This is a genomic window from Pseudomonas koreensis, assembly GCF_024169245.1.
Taxonomy (GTDB): Bacteria; Pseudomonadota; Gammaproteobacteria; order Pseudomonadales; family Pseudomonadaceae; genus Aquipseudomonas; species Aquipseudomonas koreensis_F.
The window spans coordinates 1991498-2009252 of the sequence record NZ_JALJWP010000001.1; the positions used below are offsets into that span (position 1 = coordinate 1991498).

General features: G+C 58.3%; 6 protein-coding genes. 5 read left to right on the forward strand and 1 reads right to left on the reverse strand.

Annotated features, from left to right (window positions below):
• Positions 1-203: 203 nt before the first annotated feature.
• Both J2Y90_RS09010 and J2Y90_RS09015 read left to right on the forward strand, forming a co-directional pair.
• A complete protein-coding gene (locus tag J2Y90_RS09010; protein ID WP_253498670.1) occupies positions 204-7301 on the forward strand; it encodes a TcdA/TcdB pore-forming domain-containing protein in 7098 nt (2365 codons plus the stop codon).
• Between the two features lie 274 nt (positions 7302-7575).
• Positions 7576-14643 carry a TcdA/TcdB pore-forming domain-containing protein gene (locus J2Y90_RS09015; RefSeq protein WP_429460197.1) on the forward strand — a complete coding sequence of 2356 codons (7068 nt, stop codon included), beginning with the start codon at positions 7576-7578 and terminating at the stop codon, positions 14641-14643.
• A 76-nt stretch (positions 14644-14719) separates the two neighbouring features.
• On the opposite strand, the gene J2Y90_RS09020 is transcribed toward J2Y90_RS09015, so the two are convergent.
• Positions 14720-15316, reverse strand: a complete 597-nt coding sequence (locus tag J2Y90_RS09020; protein ID WP_253498676.1) for a MarC family protein — start codon at positions 15314-15316, stop codon at positions 14720-14722.
• Between the two features lie 233 nt (positions 15317-15549).
• Between J2Y90_RS09020 and J2Y90_RS09025 the strand changes: the two genes are divergently transcribed.
• Genes J2Y90_RS09025 through J2Y90_RS09035 form a run of 3 tightly spaced genes read left to right on the forward strand, consistent with a single transcriptional unit; the run spans position 15550 to position 17747 of the window.
• Positions 15550-16350, forward strand: a complete 801-nt coding sequence (locus J2Y90_RS09025; protein ID WP_253498678.1) for a hypothetical protein — start codon at positions 15550-15552, stop codon at positions 16348-16350.
• A 57-nt stretch (positions 16351-16407) separates the two neighbouring features.
• A complete protein-coding gene (locus J2Y90_RS09030; protein WP_253498681.1) occupies positions 16408-17109 on the forward strand; it encodes a hypothetical protein in 702 nt (233 codons plus the stop codon).
• Positions 17106-17747, forward strand: coding sequence for a hypothetical protein (locus J2Y90_RS09035; protein WP_253498684.1), 642 nt, complete (start codon positions 17106-17108; stop codon positions 17745-17747). The genes J2Y90_RS09030 and J2Y90_RS09035 overlap by 4 nt, the downstream gene beginning before the upstream one ends.
• Positions 17748-17755: the final 8 nt, after the last annotated feature.

Below are 17755 nucleotides of genomic sequence, written 5' to 3' on the forward strand. Positions count from 1 at the left end.
ATGCTCTTTACGGGGGCGTGGCTTTTTGTCATTTATGGCAGAGGAAAAAACGGGCGAAGTTGTTGCTGAATCATGCGGCTGTCGCATTGGAATGTTGATCGATGTTTCATTCGACATTATTTGAGCTTCTTCAAGTTTGAGTGCTCCGTACTTCCTCACTAGTTTGTTGCGACTCAGGACTATTGAATCAAGGAAGAATGCGGATGAGTACTACGGGAAACCAAACCGACGAACTTACATTCACCTCGGCTGCAGAATATTCAACCCTCAAGGATGTATTGAGCGAGTTTGCCGGGTCAGGCGAATATGCGGCGCTGGCCCAGTCTCATGAAGTTGCCAGCAACACCGCCGCGGTGGTTGAAAAACTGTTGCCGGTGAAACTGTTTCAGGAGCGACTCGAAACCTTGCTGGATCGCAAGTCTACGCCGCTGCCCGTGGGCATCCACGGAATACGAACCCGGTTGAATCGCTATGTGGCGAGATTGGCAGCAACGGTGGACATGCTCAACGGCGTCGCCCGGCCCGTGCCAAACATCATGCATTTCGTTTGGGTCGGCGGCAGTGAGGTCGGCGCCAATCAGCGCGATTACATGAACATCTGGCGCCAGGTGCTGGAGCCGCAGGGGTATCGGTTCAATCTCTGGTACGACAGTGATGCACTGCTTGCTTTTGAGATGAACAGGGTGATTCTCGACAGCGCAAGAACGGATGCGATGGCGACGGGAGGCGACCAGGTCACCTCGCCCGACCAGTTGTCACAGATGATTGAAGACCGCGCGCGGGCATTGAAACATCAGATGTTCGACTTCCTGAACCAGCCGCAATGGGCTGGTCGGGCGGACGAGGCGCGTATCGAGCTGATGGTTCGCGCTTACGGCAAGGATCACGCGACGCTTGAGGCGTTCCGGCAGCGGTGCCTGGAAACGCATCAGGCCATGGCCGGCACGGACTTGCAGCTGCGTGACGTTCGCCACGAGTTCGCCGGGCACTTTTTACAGGATGTCTATCAACGCGAAGTGTCCCTGCGCGGCAATTTTGCCGCCGCGAGCGATGTCGTACGGCTGCAGGCCGAGTATCTGGAGGGAGGGCGTTACAGCGACATGGATTACTTGCCGCCGCTGGCCAAGACGTTGGGCGGCGTGGATATCAGCGGTTTTGATGACAAGCAGCGACTTTGGCTCTTGAAACTGTTGCTGGATCACGATCAAGCGCTGATGCCCGGGCGGGATCGGAACCGTTATACGGCGATTACCGGGAAAGTTCCCGCTCGGCATGAAGAGGCGCTCACTACTTTTGCGCGCGGTAAACCCGGGATTCATCAGATTTTCGTCGCACCACAGGACAACCTTGTGCCGCACGATGCCCTTCGCCTGGGAACCGCCGAGGGCCGTGCCGATCGCGGAGAAATGAATGCGCATTTCATCGCTCATCCGGGCAGCGCGATGACCCTGGCTTACATGCAGATGATCCGGGTCAATTATGACTGCCTTCTAGAGGCGGAGCGCCGCTTGCTCGCGGCCGGCATCGATATCGCGGACCAGGCACGGGCGTTGCCAGTCATTCAAAATGTGGTCAATGAAGCGGCGTCGGCGGGCAAGTTTCCGAAATCCAGTATTTACTATGCTTCAGGGAAGTTGACCGAGGCGATCTGCACTTATTATCGGGACGGTATTCGAGTCAATGCCGTGGGCACCATTACGCTTACCGGGCCGGGTGCTGGGGCGGCAGGACATGTCAGATACATCGAACAGCGTGTGCCAGCCGATCAGATTGATAAGGTTCGTGATCGCCTGAAATTGCTTGAGGGCTATAACGTTTATACAGAGGAGGAGCGGATCTCCGGCTGGACAGTGGGTGGCGATGAAAACAAGTGGCTTGAGAACGAGCAGGAAAAATGGCGCAGCGGCAAACTCAAGTCACGTTACGTCGGGCAGTTGGCGGATCTGCTGAGGCCGCAGACGCTGACCTTCAAACAAGGCTGGCCGGTGATCGAAGGCAAACCAGTGCTGTTGACCTCGGTGCTGCAACAGCTGATGGATGACTTGGGCGAACCGTTCATTCGCGCAATGAAAGACAAGTTGAGCGGCGACATCACTTTTACCGAAGCGTTTTCCATCGGTTTCGATACCCGCCAGCAGATTCTGGCCCAGCCTGCTTTTGAATTGCCGCCGTCTCTCGGTGCCGAGTCCACCAGTAACCTGAACGAACTGTTGGTGCGGGTGGCCCGCGGCTCGCTTGTTGTCGAACAACTCAGCCCGTTGCTGCGCGTAATGCTGGGCGGGATGTTCGGCGCGGCGAGTCTGGATATCGATGGCTTTGCCGGTGCATGGAAAAAGCTGTCGAACCTCGCCGCGCGAACCGCCGACGATGGGCTGTTTGCCCGCTACAACGCTATCGAAAATGCCTTGCGCCAGTCCGCGTCACCGGCCTTCAAGGCTGGCCTGGCAAGCGCTGAACCGTCCACCACGTACACGGCCCGCGAACTCAAGGTGCGCGCCTTGAGCGATCCATTGACGGTGCGTCAGTGGGGCGAGCGTATCGCCCGGATCAACAGTACGGCGCGCCGTGAATATCACGGGCAGATTCTGCGCAGCGGTGAGGCGGTTCGTACCGAACTGTTTGACGCTGGCGCCATTTCCGCGAGGAAGGTGCCGCAGGATCTGCTCATGACCACGCCGGGCGATCCAGGTCGTCGCTGCTATCCGCTGGCACTGATGATGGCGGCGGCGCTGGTCGGTGGGGAAGCGGCCGAGCGAGCCCTGATCGGCCGGGTGGCGAATGTCAGTCACGCTGCAGAGGACGCCGACTCGCGGGCTTTGCTGGCGGCGCTGGACGAATTGCAGACGGTGCCGCTGACAGCTGTCGGCAAGCTCCAGGGCCATCAGAGCCTGGACACCATCGTACAAGCGCTCGAGGCGAAAAGCGCTTCGACCGTCATGCTGCTCGACACCGGCAATCACGCGCTGCTGATGGCAAAAATAGTGGCAGGCAGCCAGACGGTCTACCGGTTTTACGAGCCGAATTTCGCGATCTACGGATTTGCACGGGTAGAGCAGCTTAAAGAGGGCATGCAGCGTTACCTGAGCAGAGATGAGGGAGCAATGGCGCGGTTATATGGTCTCGCGGAGGGCGACCGTGCGCGGTTCAATGTGGTCGAGCTCGATACCACAGTGATCGCGGACAAAACGCTGTTGACGAATACGCGGCTGGACAGCTTTTTGCACAACGCGCCGATTGTCGATCCCCGGGGTGCTTCGGTCTGGGAAAAACAAGCCGTTGCACGCCAGCGATCGCTGAGTGAAAACGCCCGGATGGGCGCCAGCCTCGCGCAACAGGATGCACGTTACTGGGCTCAGACGTTCGAACAGGCTACCGGTCAGCTACGTGCCGAAAACAAGTTGGGCGCTGAGTATCTGCCGCTGCTGGAAACGCTGCAGAAGAATCCTGACGCGGGTTATAGCGTGACGCTGGTGGATGCGCGCGATCCGCAAAACGCCCGGGTCGTCACCACCACCGACGCGCGCTTTGGCAAAATCCAACAGCATATCCAGCGTCTGGTGAAGACCCTTGCCGGCAAACCTGCGACAGCGGGCGAGGCCGACGGCGGCAGTCGGTTGAGCTTTGCCTTCGCGATCCAGACGCTGATTACCGAGATGCGCCATCGTGAATACCAGGCTGGGGCAGAGCAGGTGCCGGCGTTGTCGATTGCGCTGCAGGTGCAGGTCTATGTCAGTTACGCCCAGTTAGGTTATGGCGTACTGAACGATGCGGTACAGATCGTCAGTCTCGTCCGTCAGGTGGCTGCCAGTGAGCAGGCCCTGGCGCTGCGCCAGTCATCGCTGGCCGGGCGGTTGCTGGGCCGGGCCTCGGTCGCGGCCGGGATTGTCTTCTCCGTCGTCAACATAGGTTTTGACCTCTACGGCCTGGCAGTGGCAACCAATCAGGAACAGCGTTCACGGTTGGCCACGCAACTGGTGTTCAATGTCGCGGCCCTGGCGCTGGACATCACCGCATTGGCGGTTGGCGGAGCGGTAGGCGGTGCCGCAGCGATTCTGTCGGTACCGCTGCTCGGCGTCGGCATCGGCGTGGCGGCGATCGCCAGCAACCTGGGACAGATAAGCGACAAGGCCAAAGGCGTGGGCGCACACTTGCGCAAGATCCAGGACGCCTACGGCCCCGGTGTTTACACACGCAAGGACGGTGCGCTGAGTTTTGAGCCCGAAGCGGTCATCACCGAACTGGACTTGCAAAACAACCGGATCCGCTTCGACAGTCAGAAGTTCTACCCCATGGATCGCGGCGGGCTTGAGCTGCCGCAGTTCAACAATCACCCGACGCGACTGCACCAGGCGATCGATATCCGCCAGACGCTCGGATTGCCGCAAGTGGTCAGTCTGATCCGGCCGGCGCCCGGTGATGTACAGACGGTGGTGCTACCGTGCACACCGCAGTGTTACTTCGGTTATGAGTACCAGGTCGGCACGTCCGGTTATGCCTATGAGCCACAGCCTGGCGAGTTGGAGCGTGAGCCCCGGCAAGCAAGCGAAAAGGCCTCATCGGGTCTGCTCAACGCCTTTTTGCCATTTGGCGGGTTGGCTGACGAGCTCAGCGAGCCATTCATGCAAACCTGGTATCCGAGCCTGCGCAACCGCACCGTCAACAAACTGGAATACGACGAGCATGGCAACCAGCGTTTCTATTTCTTCGCCAACACGCCGATCCCGCACATTCTCTACAAGCTATACCCGTTCAATAAACCCACCCGAATTGTCGTGACGCTGGACGAGCAGGTGCGCCAGTTGCTGGTGCCAACCTTGCCGGCGGAGTGGAAAGGCTGCATTTCCTACGAGATCTTCACCCGCTCCCCGGGGGCTCGCCAGCTCTGGTTGACCCCCGGCCTGGTGGCCGTTTCCCTGCGTAATTATGCGGCGACCCAGTGGGTGCTTCATGCGCCGTGGGTCAGCGAAAACAGAGTGCGATTTGCAGAATCGTTCCTCAGTGTCGATGGAATACGGATTGAAGGTCAGGTGGACTTCATCCAGCTGAACAATGGCGAGATGTTCAATCTCGACTGGAAAGAACAGCGGCTGCTGCTGGTGTCGGTCACCCAGGAGCAACAGGATTCGCAGGCTGCGCTGTTGGCACGGATTGGAAAGCGGGTGGCCGAGCGACGCGTTTCGGCGGCTTACGTGCCGTTATACAAATTTCGCGTGCCGATGAGCTTCGCCCCTCGCTCCCTGCTGGTCACCGCCTTTTATGACGTGGCGCATGCGCGGCTGCTGTATGCGCGCAACCTGCCCGAAAATGTCAGTGACGGCGTTGCATTGGCTGCGGCCAACGCGGGGCAGGCATGGTTTTACCATCCCGAGCATGCGACGGTCTGGCGGGTCGATGCGATCACCGGCACGGTCAACCATCGCTACCGACTGATGAACCCTGCCAGTGGTGCAAGAATCATCGGTTGTGAGCAGACGGCCGACGGCCTGCGCGTCCGGCAAAAGATGCTTGAGGTCAACGGTGGGGTAGAGACCACGTTCGAGTACCAGCTGTCTGAATATTCTGTAGTCCTTACCGGCATCCATACCTCAGCCGCCTGGAGCGATTACACACCGAGGCGTACGGCGGCTTACTGGCGTTCCCTGGTGGATCGCTTCAAGACGCCGCGGGCCTATGCCGATGGCACGTCTGGCATGGCGTCGAGTCTGAGCGCATGGGGCTGCGCCGGGTTCGTGCAGATCCGCAGCCATGAGCAGCAAACGCTGCGGGATCTGGGCTGGATCCGCCTGGCTGACCAGCTGTATTTCCAGTTGGCCCACAGCACCGGGCTGAAGCTGGACACGGTTCTGCTGAGCTGGAATGACGGTTTGGGTGATCAACCGCTGTTCTACAGCATACAGGCCCGATTGCTGCGCCGTGGGGCTGAATCGGCGGATGGGCAAGTCATCGCCGAAGATGTCATCGATGTCAGCTCATTCGCTGAACGTTATATCGCCACCCGGAAAGACGGTCGGCTGTTTGAGGTCGACAAGCGAGGCGAGCTGCAATTTGTTGGCGTCGGCCTGCACTGGTTGCGCAGCAATACCGACTGGCTCGCTGCGTTACCGGCGCTGGCCGATGCCCATCGAGATGCGCCGTTTGCGATCATCGGACTGAGCAATGTTTCCGGCCTGCACTCAGTGGCGGCGTGGTGTATCGGCGCAAAAGTGCTGCTCGCCGATGTCGGTGAAGGTAAAGAGCTGGCATTGCTCGGGCTGACACCGGACAACCAGGCCGCCTGGTTGCTGGATGTCTCGGCCGGGCAGCTCTATCGCCAGACGCTGGTGCAGATCCAGGCGCTGCGCGCAGCGTTTGCCAACGGGCAGCGGTTACTGGACCGCACGTTATTGCCAATGGCGGAAAAAGTCTGGGGGCAATGGTCATTCGCCGAGGTGGTGACGCAGGGACAAGGATTGCTCGGCCGCACCCGCCAGGGCGTGAACCTGGAGCTGCTCGATCAACAGCCGGCCCGGATCGTCGGCGTCGAAAAACAGTGGTCGTTTATCGCCGGGCAGACCGCCGAGCAATTACAGGCCCGCTTGAAGGCGTTATTGAGCGGACAAGCCCATGCAGCGGTTTTGCAGGTCGAAGACTCTATGGGTCGCTACAAGTACTTCGTGCCGGAACTGGATCGACTCTTCGATGTTTCGGGCCGGGCCGATGGTCAGTGGTCGGAGTTTCTTGGCGCGCGCAATACGTCGGTGGCGATGCTGTTCGACCCGATTGACAGTCTGATCTACAGTCGCGGAGCGGTGAACGGTATCTGGGTAAAAGACAGTTACGCCCGGCGCGAAGGCGAGATCCTGGCGCTCGATGTGAGTGGTGAGGTCACCGATCTTATGGCAATGCTGCCTGACGGAGTCGAAAAACTGATTCTCACTTTTGGTGCCAAGGCATTGAGCTATCGGATTTCGGAACAAGCCTGGCAACGGCTGGACTGCATCGTGGTTGATCGCCAGGTCCCGCAAGGCGCTGCCGACATGCGTGTCTGCACTCTGGTGCTGGACATGGTTGCTGCCGAGCATTTGTTGGTGTCGCTGGTCGACGGGCAACTGGTGTTCTCGGATCCGGACACGGCCCACAGTCTGATCGTGCGTAACGTCACACCCGGCAACGACGAGTCGGGCCGGCCGATGCAGATAAACGTCAGGCTTGGCGGGGTGGATTACCAGCGAGGTGTCGAAGAGTGGCTCGACGCGCTGTCACAAGTACATCCCGATCAAGAGGTGGCAACACTTGAGAGACTCATCAAGCAACTTTCCTGAGATATAAGTCGAAACTGAAAAGTTGAAAATGGTCGTGAGCGGAAGTTTGCGACCATTTTTTATTTAATGGGTTTGTTTGATTGCAATTATTTGCATGCTAAAGATATTGAGTGGCTCGCTGAAATATATGGAAAGCGAATGATCTGGTTTAAGGCAGGGTTTTAAGTTGCGCATGATTTCTGAAAATAATTGAGTTGTTTCTTTTTTGTGTTTGGCCATTTTAATGATTAGCGTGGCGCTCGGTACAATTCAATCGAAGGACTCCGAGGGCGTTATGCGAAATATTGAAGTGTCAGCTGATAAAACCTTTGTCAACTTTGCAGAGCTCTTTACGCGTAGTGATTTTGAACAAGCGTTATTGCTGCACAAAAACACCAGGCACTACGATGCGCTGCTGCGATATTACGCTGCTTGTGTTGCTGCCAAGGATTCGAAACAGTTGCTTGAGCCCTTGCGGCTGTTACGTCAGACGCTGGAGCCATTGCAGGGGCCGGGCCGGGTGAGGCGCGAGATGGAATCTGCGGGTGCCACCGATCAAAGGACCGGCCCGGATCTGACACGCATTTATGAGCGGGTCGAAACCTTCGAGTCGCGTGTTCATGCAGGAATCGAACTGCTGAAAACCATGCCGACAGAAGTTGCAAAAACGCTGCACTTCGTCTGGCTCGGGGGCGGACTTGGCGATATCCAGCGTGATTACCTCAATGTCTGGAAACAAGTACTCGCCGGGCAGGGTTACACGCTCAACCTCTGGTACGACAGCGATGCGCTGCTGGCCTACCAGACCAACAAATTGATGGTCGAGGCTGCCAAGGCCGATGCCCTGGCCGGGGTCGGCGATAAACCGGTCGATGAAAATACGCTGGCTGACCTTTACGAAGAGCGGGCCATTGTTCTCAAGCGGCAGATGCAGGCACACCTCAATGAGGCTGTAGCCAAAGGGCTATCGGCCGATGACGCACGGATCGACCTTCTGGTTCGCGCCTATGGCCAGGACGCGGCGTCGTTGCAGGCACTGCGCGAGCAGAACCGTCGCACCCTGCAAGGCATGGCCGGAGGCGATCTGCAGTTGCGCGACCTCGACGCTGCGCCTGCGCCCTTGCAGCTTCAGAGCCACTATGAGCAGGAAATGCGTTTGCGCGGCAATCTGGCGGCAGCGTCGGATATCGTGCGGGTCGAAGTGCTGTATCGCGAGAGCGGCTGCTATGCCGACGTCGATAACTTGCCGCCTCTGGTAGCGAAGATGGCGGGGGTGGATCTTGAGGTTCTGCACGTCGACGCTCGCCTGGGTATTGTGCAATTGCTGCTCAACCACAATCCCGATTGGATGCCGGGCCGTCAGCCCTCCAACAGCTATGCCAAGAGCATTCCGGCAGAGCACTATGCGGCGTTTGAGGCTTTCGCCAAGAGCCGTCCGGTATTGAGCCAGGTTTTCCAGGCACCGACCGATCTGCTGGCTCGCCCCTTCATGTTGCGAGCGGTCGCCGAAGGCAGTTCGATGACCAATGCATTCCTGATGGCCCATGCCGGATCGGCGACACTGCAAGCGGTGATCGACCGTATCCGCTTCAACTATCAGCTGGTCGATGACACCCTGCGTCTGGCTGCGCAGCGCGGTGTCGCACTGACTGACTTTGAAGGTGTATTGCCGCTGGCACAGACGACTCTGGAGCAGACCTACGGTCCGCTCCCCGAACTGCCGAACCAGGAAGAAATCCTCGCAGGTTATCTCGCCAATGCGGCTGCGAGCTATTTCAGTGATGGCATCCGGCGCCAGAGCGAAGGCACCATCTACCTGACCGGCCCGGGCGCGATACGCGACGCCATGGCCGATTACGCCAGATTGCATTTCACCCCGGCGCAGGCCGAGGCGATCCGCACCGAGGCGGCCATTGCGCGCTATGCCTCGGTCAATCGCGCCACCGAGGAAGAACTGGATCACTCCTGGAAGGACAACGCGACCGATCCGGTGAAATGGGTCGAGGATGAGCAGACGCGCTGGAAGCAAGGCCTTTATCCCACTCGCTACAAAGGCGATGTTGGTCAATTGCTCACGGGTTCGACCATTGAATTCGAACAGGGCTGGCCAATGATTGAAGGGCGGGCGGTGGTGCTGACCGATATCTTGCAACGCCTGGTCGACGGCTTGGATGATCGCTTCGTCGAGGCCATGCGTCAGGGCCTCGACGTGACGATTACGTTCGATGATCCGCTGCCCCTGAGTTTTGCCGATCGCCAGCGCATCAGGAATCAGCCGGTCGGTGCGCGACCGGGGGCTTTTCCGCATGACCGCCGATTCCTGAGTCTGGGACTGGATGAAGTGCTGAGCGCGATGGCCCATGGTGAGTTGACACTGGCCAAGACATCGCCACTGCAACGCCTGGCGCTGGGCATGTTGCTGGGAATCGATTCGCTGCACGGCCAACGCTTCGAAGCCCACAGCGGTGAACTCGATAACCTGGCCAACAGTGTCCGTGATCTGGGTACTTCGAGTCGCTACGCCGTCATTGAACGACACCTGTATACCCGCAAAGACGCAGCGTTCCTGAACGGGCTGGTCAGCGATATCGTGGAACCGGCAGCGTCGGTCAGCGCGCTGGACCTGAAAAAAGCGGCGCTGATGAAAGCGCAGACCCTGCAACAGTGGGGGCGTTACGTGGCGCAGATCCAACAAGTGGCCGTGCTGGAACATCGTTTGCAGATTGCCCGGCAGATGGATGAGGTCTTCAGTCAACTCGACGTCAGCGGCGTGCAACCGGTGCCGCAGGATCTGTTGCTTGATGGCGTTGGCGAGTCCATCGGCGGGCGTTGTTACCCTCTGGCCTTGATGATGGCCGCGGCTTTTGCGACGGGCGGAACGGCTTTCCATCACCTGCGCCAACGTTTTTATCTGGCCGTCCTTGAGCCGCAGCAGAATGATTCGATTGTTTTTGTGCAAGCGCTGGAGGAACTGCGCGGGACCCAGTTGAGTGAGGTGGGCAAGACGCTGTCGCGTGCCGATCTGAGCCAGGTCACCGCCGCACTGGAGCGTCATGCGGGCACCCGGACGCTGATGCTCAACTCGGACAATCACTCGATGCTGTTGGCGAAAACCGTGGTGGGTGAAAAGGTTCTCTATCATTTTTACGACCCCAATTTCGGGGTGTTCGAGTTCGAGAGTGCTGCCATGCTCAAGCGAGCGCTTGAGCACTTTTTCCTGAAGATGGGCATGGCCAAATATTACGCGGCCTATGGTGGTGAAATCCGGCCGACGTTTGACTTGATCGAGTTGCAGGGCGAGCAAGTGGCGGCGTTGTCATTGTCCGCCGGTTTCGAGGTGGCGAAGATGCTCAAGGGCGAGCCATTGCCCGGGCAGCCAGCGGGCAAGCTGCGCCAGCGTATGAACAGCGCCCATGGTCGATCACTGGTCGACAATTCCCGCCTGGGCGCCAGCCTGCTCGGGTTGGACAGTCATTGGTGGGGCGAGCAGATCGCCAGCGCGACGGCGACGCTGCAAGACCTTCATGCTTCGGTCACCCCATTGGTGCCGTTGTTCGAAACCCTGGAGGTCACCCCCGAGGGCCAGTATCGAGTGAGTCTGATCGACCCGGCGCAGCCGGAACGGGTAGTGCAGGTTGTCAGCGACGACCACCGACTGCTACGGATCAAAAACTGGTTGTCCGAGCAGTTTTCAACGCTGGCGCGCAAACCGCCCGCAACCGGTGCGGTGCTCGATCCGACGGAGGTCGGCAGTGTCCATACCCTCAATGCCGGTTTCGCGATCCAGGCACTGATGAACGCCTTGCGCGGACGTGAAGGCGAGGGACGCACGCTGACCACCGCTGTACGTCTGCACGCTTACCTCAACTACGCGCAGTTGCTGCATGGCAACGTCGTGGATGTGGTCGGGCTGGTGCAGCTGGTCAAAACCGCGCTGGGCGAAGAAAAGATCATTGCCCGCACTTGTGCATCGGTTGTCTCGGAAGCATTGGGGCATGCCGCCAATGAAGGGGTCGGGGCTGTGCTGGGACTGGCCAATGTCGGTTTTGACATCTATCAGTTGGTGACCGCCGCAAATGATGTTGAAAAAGCGCAATACGGTACGCAGCTGGCGTTCGACTCCGCCAGCCTGGCATTGACGGCCGGTGGGGTCGGAGCGGCGGTGGCTGGCGCGTCGACTGCCGCCGCGGTGCTGGGTGGCGCCGGGGTGATCCTGGGCGGGTTGGCTGTGGGAGTGGCGGCGCTCGCGCAAGGGTTTGCCGCCATCGCACGCAACGCCCAGGAAGTCGGGGCGTTTTTCGCGGACCTGCAAGAAGCTCATCACGGCGTCGGTTATCGCTTCGATGACGACCTGCGAGCGTGGGTGGTGGCGCCGGCGCTGGTGGTCAAAAGAATTGATCTGCTCGCCACTGCGCTGATACTCGACAGCCCCAGGCTTTACCCGTTACGCGACCACTTCGGTGTGCCGGATTTCGCCGCCGATTACTCTCGGGCGATCAATGTGCGCCAGCACCTGGACTTGCCCGGTCAGCTCTCGTTTGCACCGGCCAAGGGGCAAGCCATCGTCCTGCCGTGCACCCCAGAGACTTGTTATGGCTATGAATACAAGGCGTTGCCGTTTGCTTCTTCGCGGCACGACCGTGGTTTCGACATCGCCCGCCGCCTGGAAAAAAGGCAAGCCAACGGCGACTGGCTGTTTCTGTTTTCGTTCTACTCATTTCCTTCGCACTACATCGTCAACCGTCTGCTTCCCCAGTATCGCGACACCGTTATCGAGGTTGTTCTGGACCCGGCTGAACGCACTCTGGTGGTCCCGTCGCTACCGCGTGCCTGGAAAAATCACGTGTCGTACAAAATTTTCGGCAGTGGCGCACATTGCACGTTGGCGCTCAATCCAGACGCTCACATCGAACTCGTGTCGTCGAGCCAGCACTTTTCCAGATGGATGCTGGAGGCCGCCTGGGCACGCGAAGGTGATATCCGGATTGAACGCCTGGGCGATCTGTACATCGGTAATGTGCACGTGAAAGTAACTGGCCATGGACGTCACTCGCTGCTGATTCGCACGGGCGATCAACAAACGTTCAGCGTTGACCGTGGCAAGCGTCAGTTGGATGTCATCCAGCAAAGCGCACCGGAGGGGCTGGATGAGCAAGCGTTGCTGACGCATTTCCGAGCGCTGGCCCAGGAGCATCGTCTGGTGCTGCCGTATACGCCGGTGCATGACTGGATGATTCCGTTCGAATCGCCGCAGGCGCCGCGCTCCACCACGGCCTGGTATGACGCTCGGGAAGACCGCTTCCTCTATATTCGCAACGAAGAAATCGCCGATACCGAAGATGCGCAACTGGCCCTGGTGGCTGATGGGTATGCGTATTTCTATCTGGCGGACAGCTATGACATCTGGCAGGTCGATGCCGTCAGCGGATTGCTCAGGTATCGCTATCGGTTGATCCTGGCTGAGGGCGAAAGCGTGATTGGTCCTGTCGAGATGGATGCCCATGGCGTGATTCATGTCGTGCAGACTGTCATCGATGCCCATGGCAGACCCCGTCGGTTCAATTATCTGATCCATCGGCAGCAATTGCTGTTGAGTTCCGTCACCCACGAGACGGCGCCTGAGCTGCAGGCGACCCTGTTCGCCAGCGCGATCCTGGCCGACTGGTCATCGGTGCTGGGCAAGTACGCAGCGCTTCGTCACGTTGCTGAGCGGGACGGTGAAACGACCGTCGACTGGCAACCGGCGACGTACGTTTCCGTCAGCTGGACATTCGCCACGGACAAGCGCGATATCGTCTGGATCCGCAGTTCCGACCGCTTGTTGATTCATCCGCTGCCCTCGGCCCATCACGCCCGTGGCTGGCCGGATTCGATCAAGAATCTGACGGATCTGGTGTTGCTGCCAATGACAGAGCAAGAACATGTCTTTTTCATTTACAACCGTCTGGACCAGACCCTATGTCGCCGACAGCGGGTTGTCGCGCAGGGCGTCGAGCAGTGGTCGGATCGCTGGGTGCAGCCGCCAGGGCTCAAACAAGTCATGGCAGTCGAGAGCGGCTATCTGATACTCGATGACGAGGGACGACTCTTTAATCTGACTGCGCAAGGCGAGTGGCCTCTCTATGCCGTCGGCGAGCAGTGGCTGAAAAATCACAAGCACTGGTGGCTGACGCTGGAGCTACTCGCCAAACGCTATCCGGTGGACAGTTTTGCGATCGTTGGTTTACGCAATCTGGCCGGTGACGGCAACCTGAGTGCCTGGTGTGTGAACGGCCGCCTGCTCCTGTGCGATCCGGGTCGCGACGTTGCAGTGCGCTTGCTGGGCATGGCCTCCGATAATCGGGCGGCCTGGCTGTTCAATATGTCCACGGGTGAAATCTGGACCCAGGGGTTCGTTGAACCACAGCAGCTTGTGCGGGCGTTTGGTGAGGGGCTGCGACTGTTGCACAGTGACGTTCTGCCAATTCCTGTGCGGGCGTGGCGCGACTGGCGGTTTACCGACGTCAGGGTCGAAGGCTCCGGCTTGCGCGGTACCACCGCCGACGGCGTATCGCTGCAACTGGGCCATCAGCAGACAGCCCGGGTTACCGCTGTCGACCGTCGTTGGGTGGCGGCACAGGGCGAGCGTCTGATCGAGCACATGCAAGCATTGTTGGCCAGGGTCGACCACGAGGCTTTTGTGTCAGTGGAAGCCGCGCCTGGCCATTTGCAGTGGTACGACGTGCACAGCGCTCGTCTGGTGAGCGTTGCCATCGACGACATGCCCGGGGACGTGGTCATGCTGGGCACCCGCAATCAGACCAGTGTCTTGCTGCACGAGCGCGGGAAGGGCACGGTGCAGGTGTATCCGGACATGCACATCTTCGGACCGTTCGACTACCTTCAGCGCGATGCACAGGTCATGACCCTTGAAGGCCACGACAAAATAAATGATCTGCTACCGCTTATTGCCGATGACGTCAGCACGCTCGTCGTGCGATTGGGGCAGGGGGGGATTACCTGTTATCTGTCGAAGGCCGCCTGGTCGCGACTGGACTCGGTCATCGTTGACTGTCGCCATGCGCCGGGGCAGGCAACTCCGATCCCGGGCAAGTTGATCTGGGACTTCGACACGCCGGACAACCTGCTGTTCGAGATCGTTCAGGAGCATCTGCTCATCGTGGATCCAGCCAATGAGCACACGCTGATATTGCGTGATGTGTGCTCATCCGATCCGTTGTTGCGCGGGGAAGTGTTCCTCGCCTTCAAAGCCCGGCAATCCCTGCCGGTCTCTGCGTTGGTGCGGCAACTGCAGGCCATGAAAGGGCGCGCTGGCAGCGTGACATTCGGGGCGATGACCGCTGAGGCGGCCATCGCCGGCTAAGCTCGCCTCAAGGCAAAACGCCGCGAACCATGCTGTTCGCGGCGTTTTTCTGTCGACTACGGTTTCCGGCCCTGATTCATGGCACCAGATAGCCCTTGACCCCGGTGAAGATGATCTGCGCTGCCAGAGCGCAAACAAACAGCCCCATCAAACGGCTGACGATCTGCAAACCCTGATCGCCGAGAATCCGCTCGATGCGGTTCGACAGATACAGCACCACGCCGACGGTGAAACTGGCCAGCGCGATACTCATGATCGCGGTGAGCTTGTCGTCCCAATGCGGCTGACTGACGCCCATCACCAACAAGGCGCCGATGGTGCCGGGGCCGACGGTCAGCGGAATGGTTAGCGGCACGATGGTCACGTCTTGCTGCACATTGTCGCTTTGCACCACGGACTTGCCTTGTGCCATGCCCAACGCCGAGATGAACAGCACACTGCCGGCGCCGATCCGGAAGGCATCCACGGTGATGCCGAACACATCGAAAATCACCCGCCCGAACAGGTACAGCAAGACGCTGGAGATCAGCGTGGCGATCGCCACTTTCCAGGCCAGGCGCCGTTGTTCCTTGCGCGAATAACCACGGGTCAGGCTGATGAAGCAGGACAACACGAAGAACGGGCTGTAGAGCACCAGCATCTTCAGGTAAACGCTGAATAACACGTGGAGCATGGTTTCGGCTCGCAGCAGGAAAGTGTGGGAAGGAGTCTATCAGTCGGTCAATGACTTGTGGGTGTCATGAATTCAAAGTCTTTTGATGTTGTTGCGTTATAGGTTGTTAGTTGGCTTTTAGTTTGGTTGGTAATTGATGTTACATGTTTTGGTTTGTTGTTGGTTAATGGTTTGGTTATGGTTGTTTTCACAAGTTCATGAGGGCTTGTTTTAATAAGGATAAGGAATCCATGATGAATAACCAGTACATTCAAAAAGCCTATATTTCCAACTGCATTGGCAGTTTGCAGGAATATCAAATTGATCAGCCTGCCGCTATTAAAAGTCGCAGTTTTGCTCTGGGTATCAACTCGGGCGACGTGATCGAGGCTCCCGATAAAGCCGCTGTTGTTGGTGAAGGTATCCTGTCCTTCTCGGGTGGGCTCAGCGATCAGAATCGATCCGATGCGCAAAACGCCTTTCTTTTCGCAAGTCTGGTAGCAAACAAAAAGTATCCGCTGGAACATCAAGGCCAGGAATGGTATCTGTTGTTCCGCGAGGTCATGACCAACGCGGGCTGGGCACCGATCAGCAAATTCTACAGTGACCTGGAAGTCGCTGGCACCAGTGTCCGGATGGATAAACTGGTGCTGGAAATTCTCAGCTCGGTCGTTGCTGGTGTCACCGTCCCTGGCCCCACCGCCGCGTTGATGCTGAAGGTTGCGGGAGACGCCATTGCTGCGCTGAAGACACGTGAAACCGCCTTGACGCTTTACGAGCGCAATCTGCTGAACCAGGGCGTTGGTGGTGTTACGGCTGCCGCCTGCACCGAAGTTCACGGTGAAGCCATCATGGCGGTCGGCGCGGTACGTTTTCTGCGCCGGAACACTTCAACCAAAGTCATGTTTGTAGATGTGGATGTCCGCAATGTGAAGATGTACCGCGGTGAGTCGATGTTTGCCAAGAACACAGAAGTCGCAGAGGCCACTCGCGCTACTATCCGAAGCCGACTGGGTCTGAATGCTGTTTCGAAAATCGAAGAATATGATATTTAATTGAATTTGAAGGGTGGCCGAAAGTCGGCCGCCCTTTTTTGTATGGGAGAAAATAATATGGCTGATAATTGGTTGATATTGGTCGTCGGAGCTTCCATTCTGGTTTTGCCTGAAACGGACGAGTTGGAAGTTTATGATGATCTGGTTGACTCAACTTTATTGGCGCAACTGGTGGCCAACAAAAAAGTCGAAAAGTCTCCGGGCCTGAACTGGTACGACGCCTATGTAGGGGTTCTTGATGACTTCTGGTTGCGCCAGCAAAAGTCCAGTCAGACCTGGACGGTCAGCAATGAAACGGAGGAAACTTCCCTTGATTTTTTTACCACTGCGCTAACCCGAGGCGCCTTGGGGCATACCCGCACAATGACCAACGTGCTTGCTCGAATGGCAAAGATGGCGGGCGAAGAGCCTGCGATCCAGTTGTTGCGCAATTGCATGACAATCGCCGAGACGGGGCAAGCGATCACAGCACCGGCATCGTCGATGGATGTGCGCTTGCTGGTCACCTGCGCGAATTCTCCGTCCTCGATCACAACCTCGCATGTCCAGTTCAAGACCCGCGAAGCGCTGACGTCCAATCCGTTGCAACAGGTGTATCAACCCGATGATGTGCGAGGCGTGGTCCAGGCGAATCACGCACGGGCCACTCTTTCCGAAACCCTCTATCGTTCTGCGCGCAAGGCAATTGCCTTGAAAGTCAGGGACCGGCGTGCCAGCAGTGTCGCAAGATTGACTCTGCCAGAGGAGATCGAATCGTGACAGATCTGAATACACCGCAGGCAGCGGTCGTGGGCGGCAGTATTGTGGCATTTGCGGGTGGTCTGCCGGCGTCACATCGTGAAGACATCTATATGAGCACCGCCTATGCACAACGGGCGACGCGCGCTGCATTCAATGACGGACTGTCGGGTGACTGGTTCGAGTATTACTGCAACGTGCTCAGGTTTGTCGGCTGGGATATGCCGAAACCGCAAACACTGGCGCCATTGAATAACCGCCGGATGGCCACGCAGGCCACACAGCGTATCTCTAGCAACCTCGGCGAAGCATTCAGCGAGCCAATACGCCGTGCTCTGGTAGCGATGGAGCGAAACGCACTGGCGCTCAACCTGTTCGAGTCCGCGAGCCTGCGCGCTAACGTCGGTTTTTTCCAGATGATTCCCTGCGTCTTGAACGGCCCGAACAAGGTGGAAATGGGCGTCTATCATCGCCAGTTTCAGGTCGAGCGAGCGGTGCGGGGATTTCTGTTCAGCGAAGATGAAACGCTGATCCACAACAGCGTTGAGCAGTTCGCCGCCATCACCTTCAATACCCTTCATTACACGCAGTTTCGAGAAAAGGTCAAGAATTCGGTAATCACGGGCTCACTCAAGTACTTGAGCAGTCTGGAAATTTGATCGAATCG

Bases quoted from the DNA above. Each gene is read 5' to 3' on its own strand.
- J2Y90_RS09010 (WP_253498670.1), top strand. From the start codon at position 204: ATGAGTACTACGGGAAACCAAACCGACGAACTTACATTCACCTCGGCT.
- J2Y90_RS09015 (WP_429460197.1), top strand. From the start codon at position 7,576: ATGCGAAATATTGAAGTGTCAGCTGATAAAACCTTTGTCAACTTTGCA.
- J2Y90_RS09020 (WP_253498676.1), bottom strand. From the start codon at position 15,316: ATGCTCCACGTGTTATTCAGCGTTTACCTGAAGATGCTGGTGCTCTAC.
- J2Y90_RS09025 (WP_253498678.1), top strand. From the start codon at position 15,550: ATGAATAACCAGTACATTCAAAAAGCCTATATTTCCAACTGCATTGGC.
- J2Y90_RS09030 (WP_253498681.1), top strand. From the start codon at position 16,408: ATGGCTGATAATTGGTTGATATTGGTCGTCGGAGCTTCCATTCTGGTT.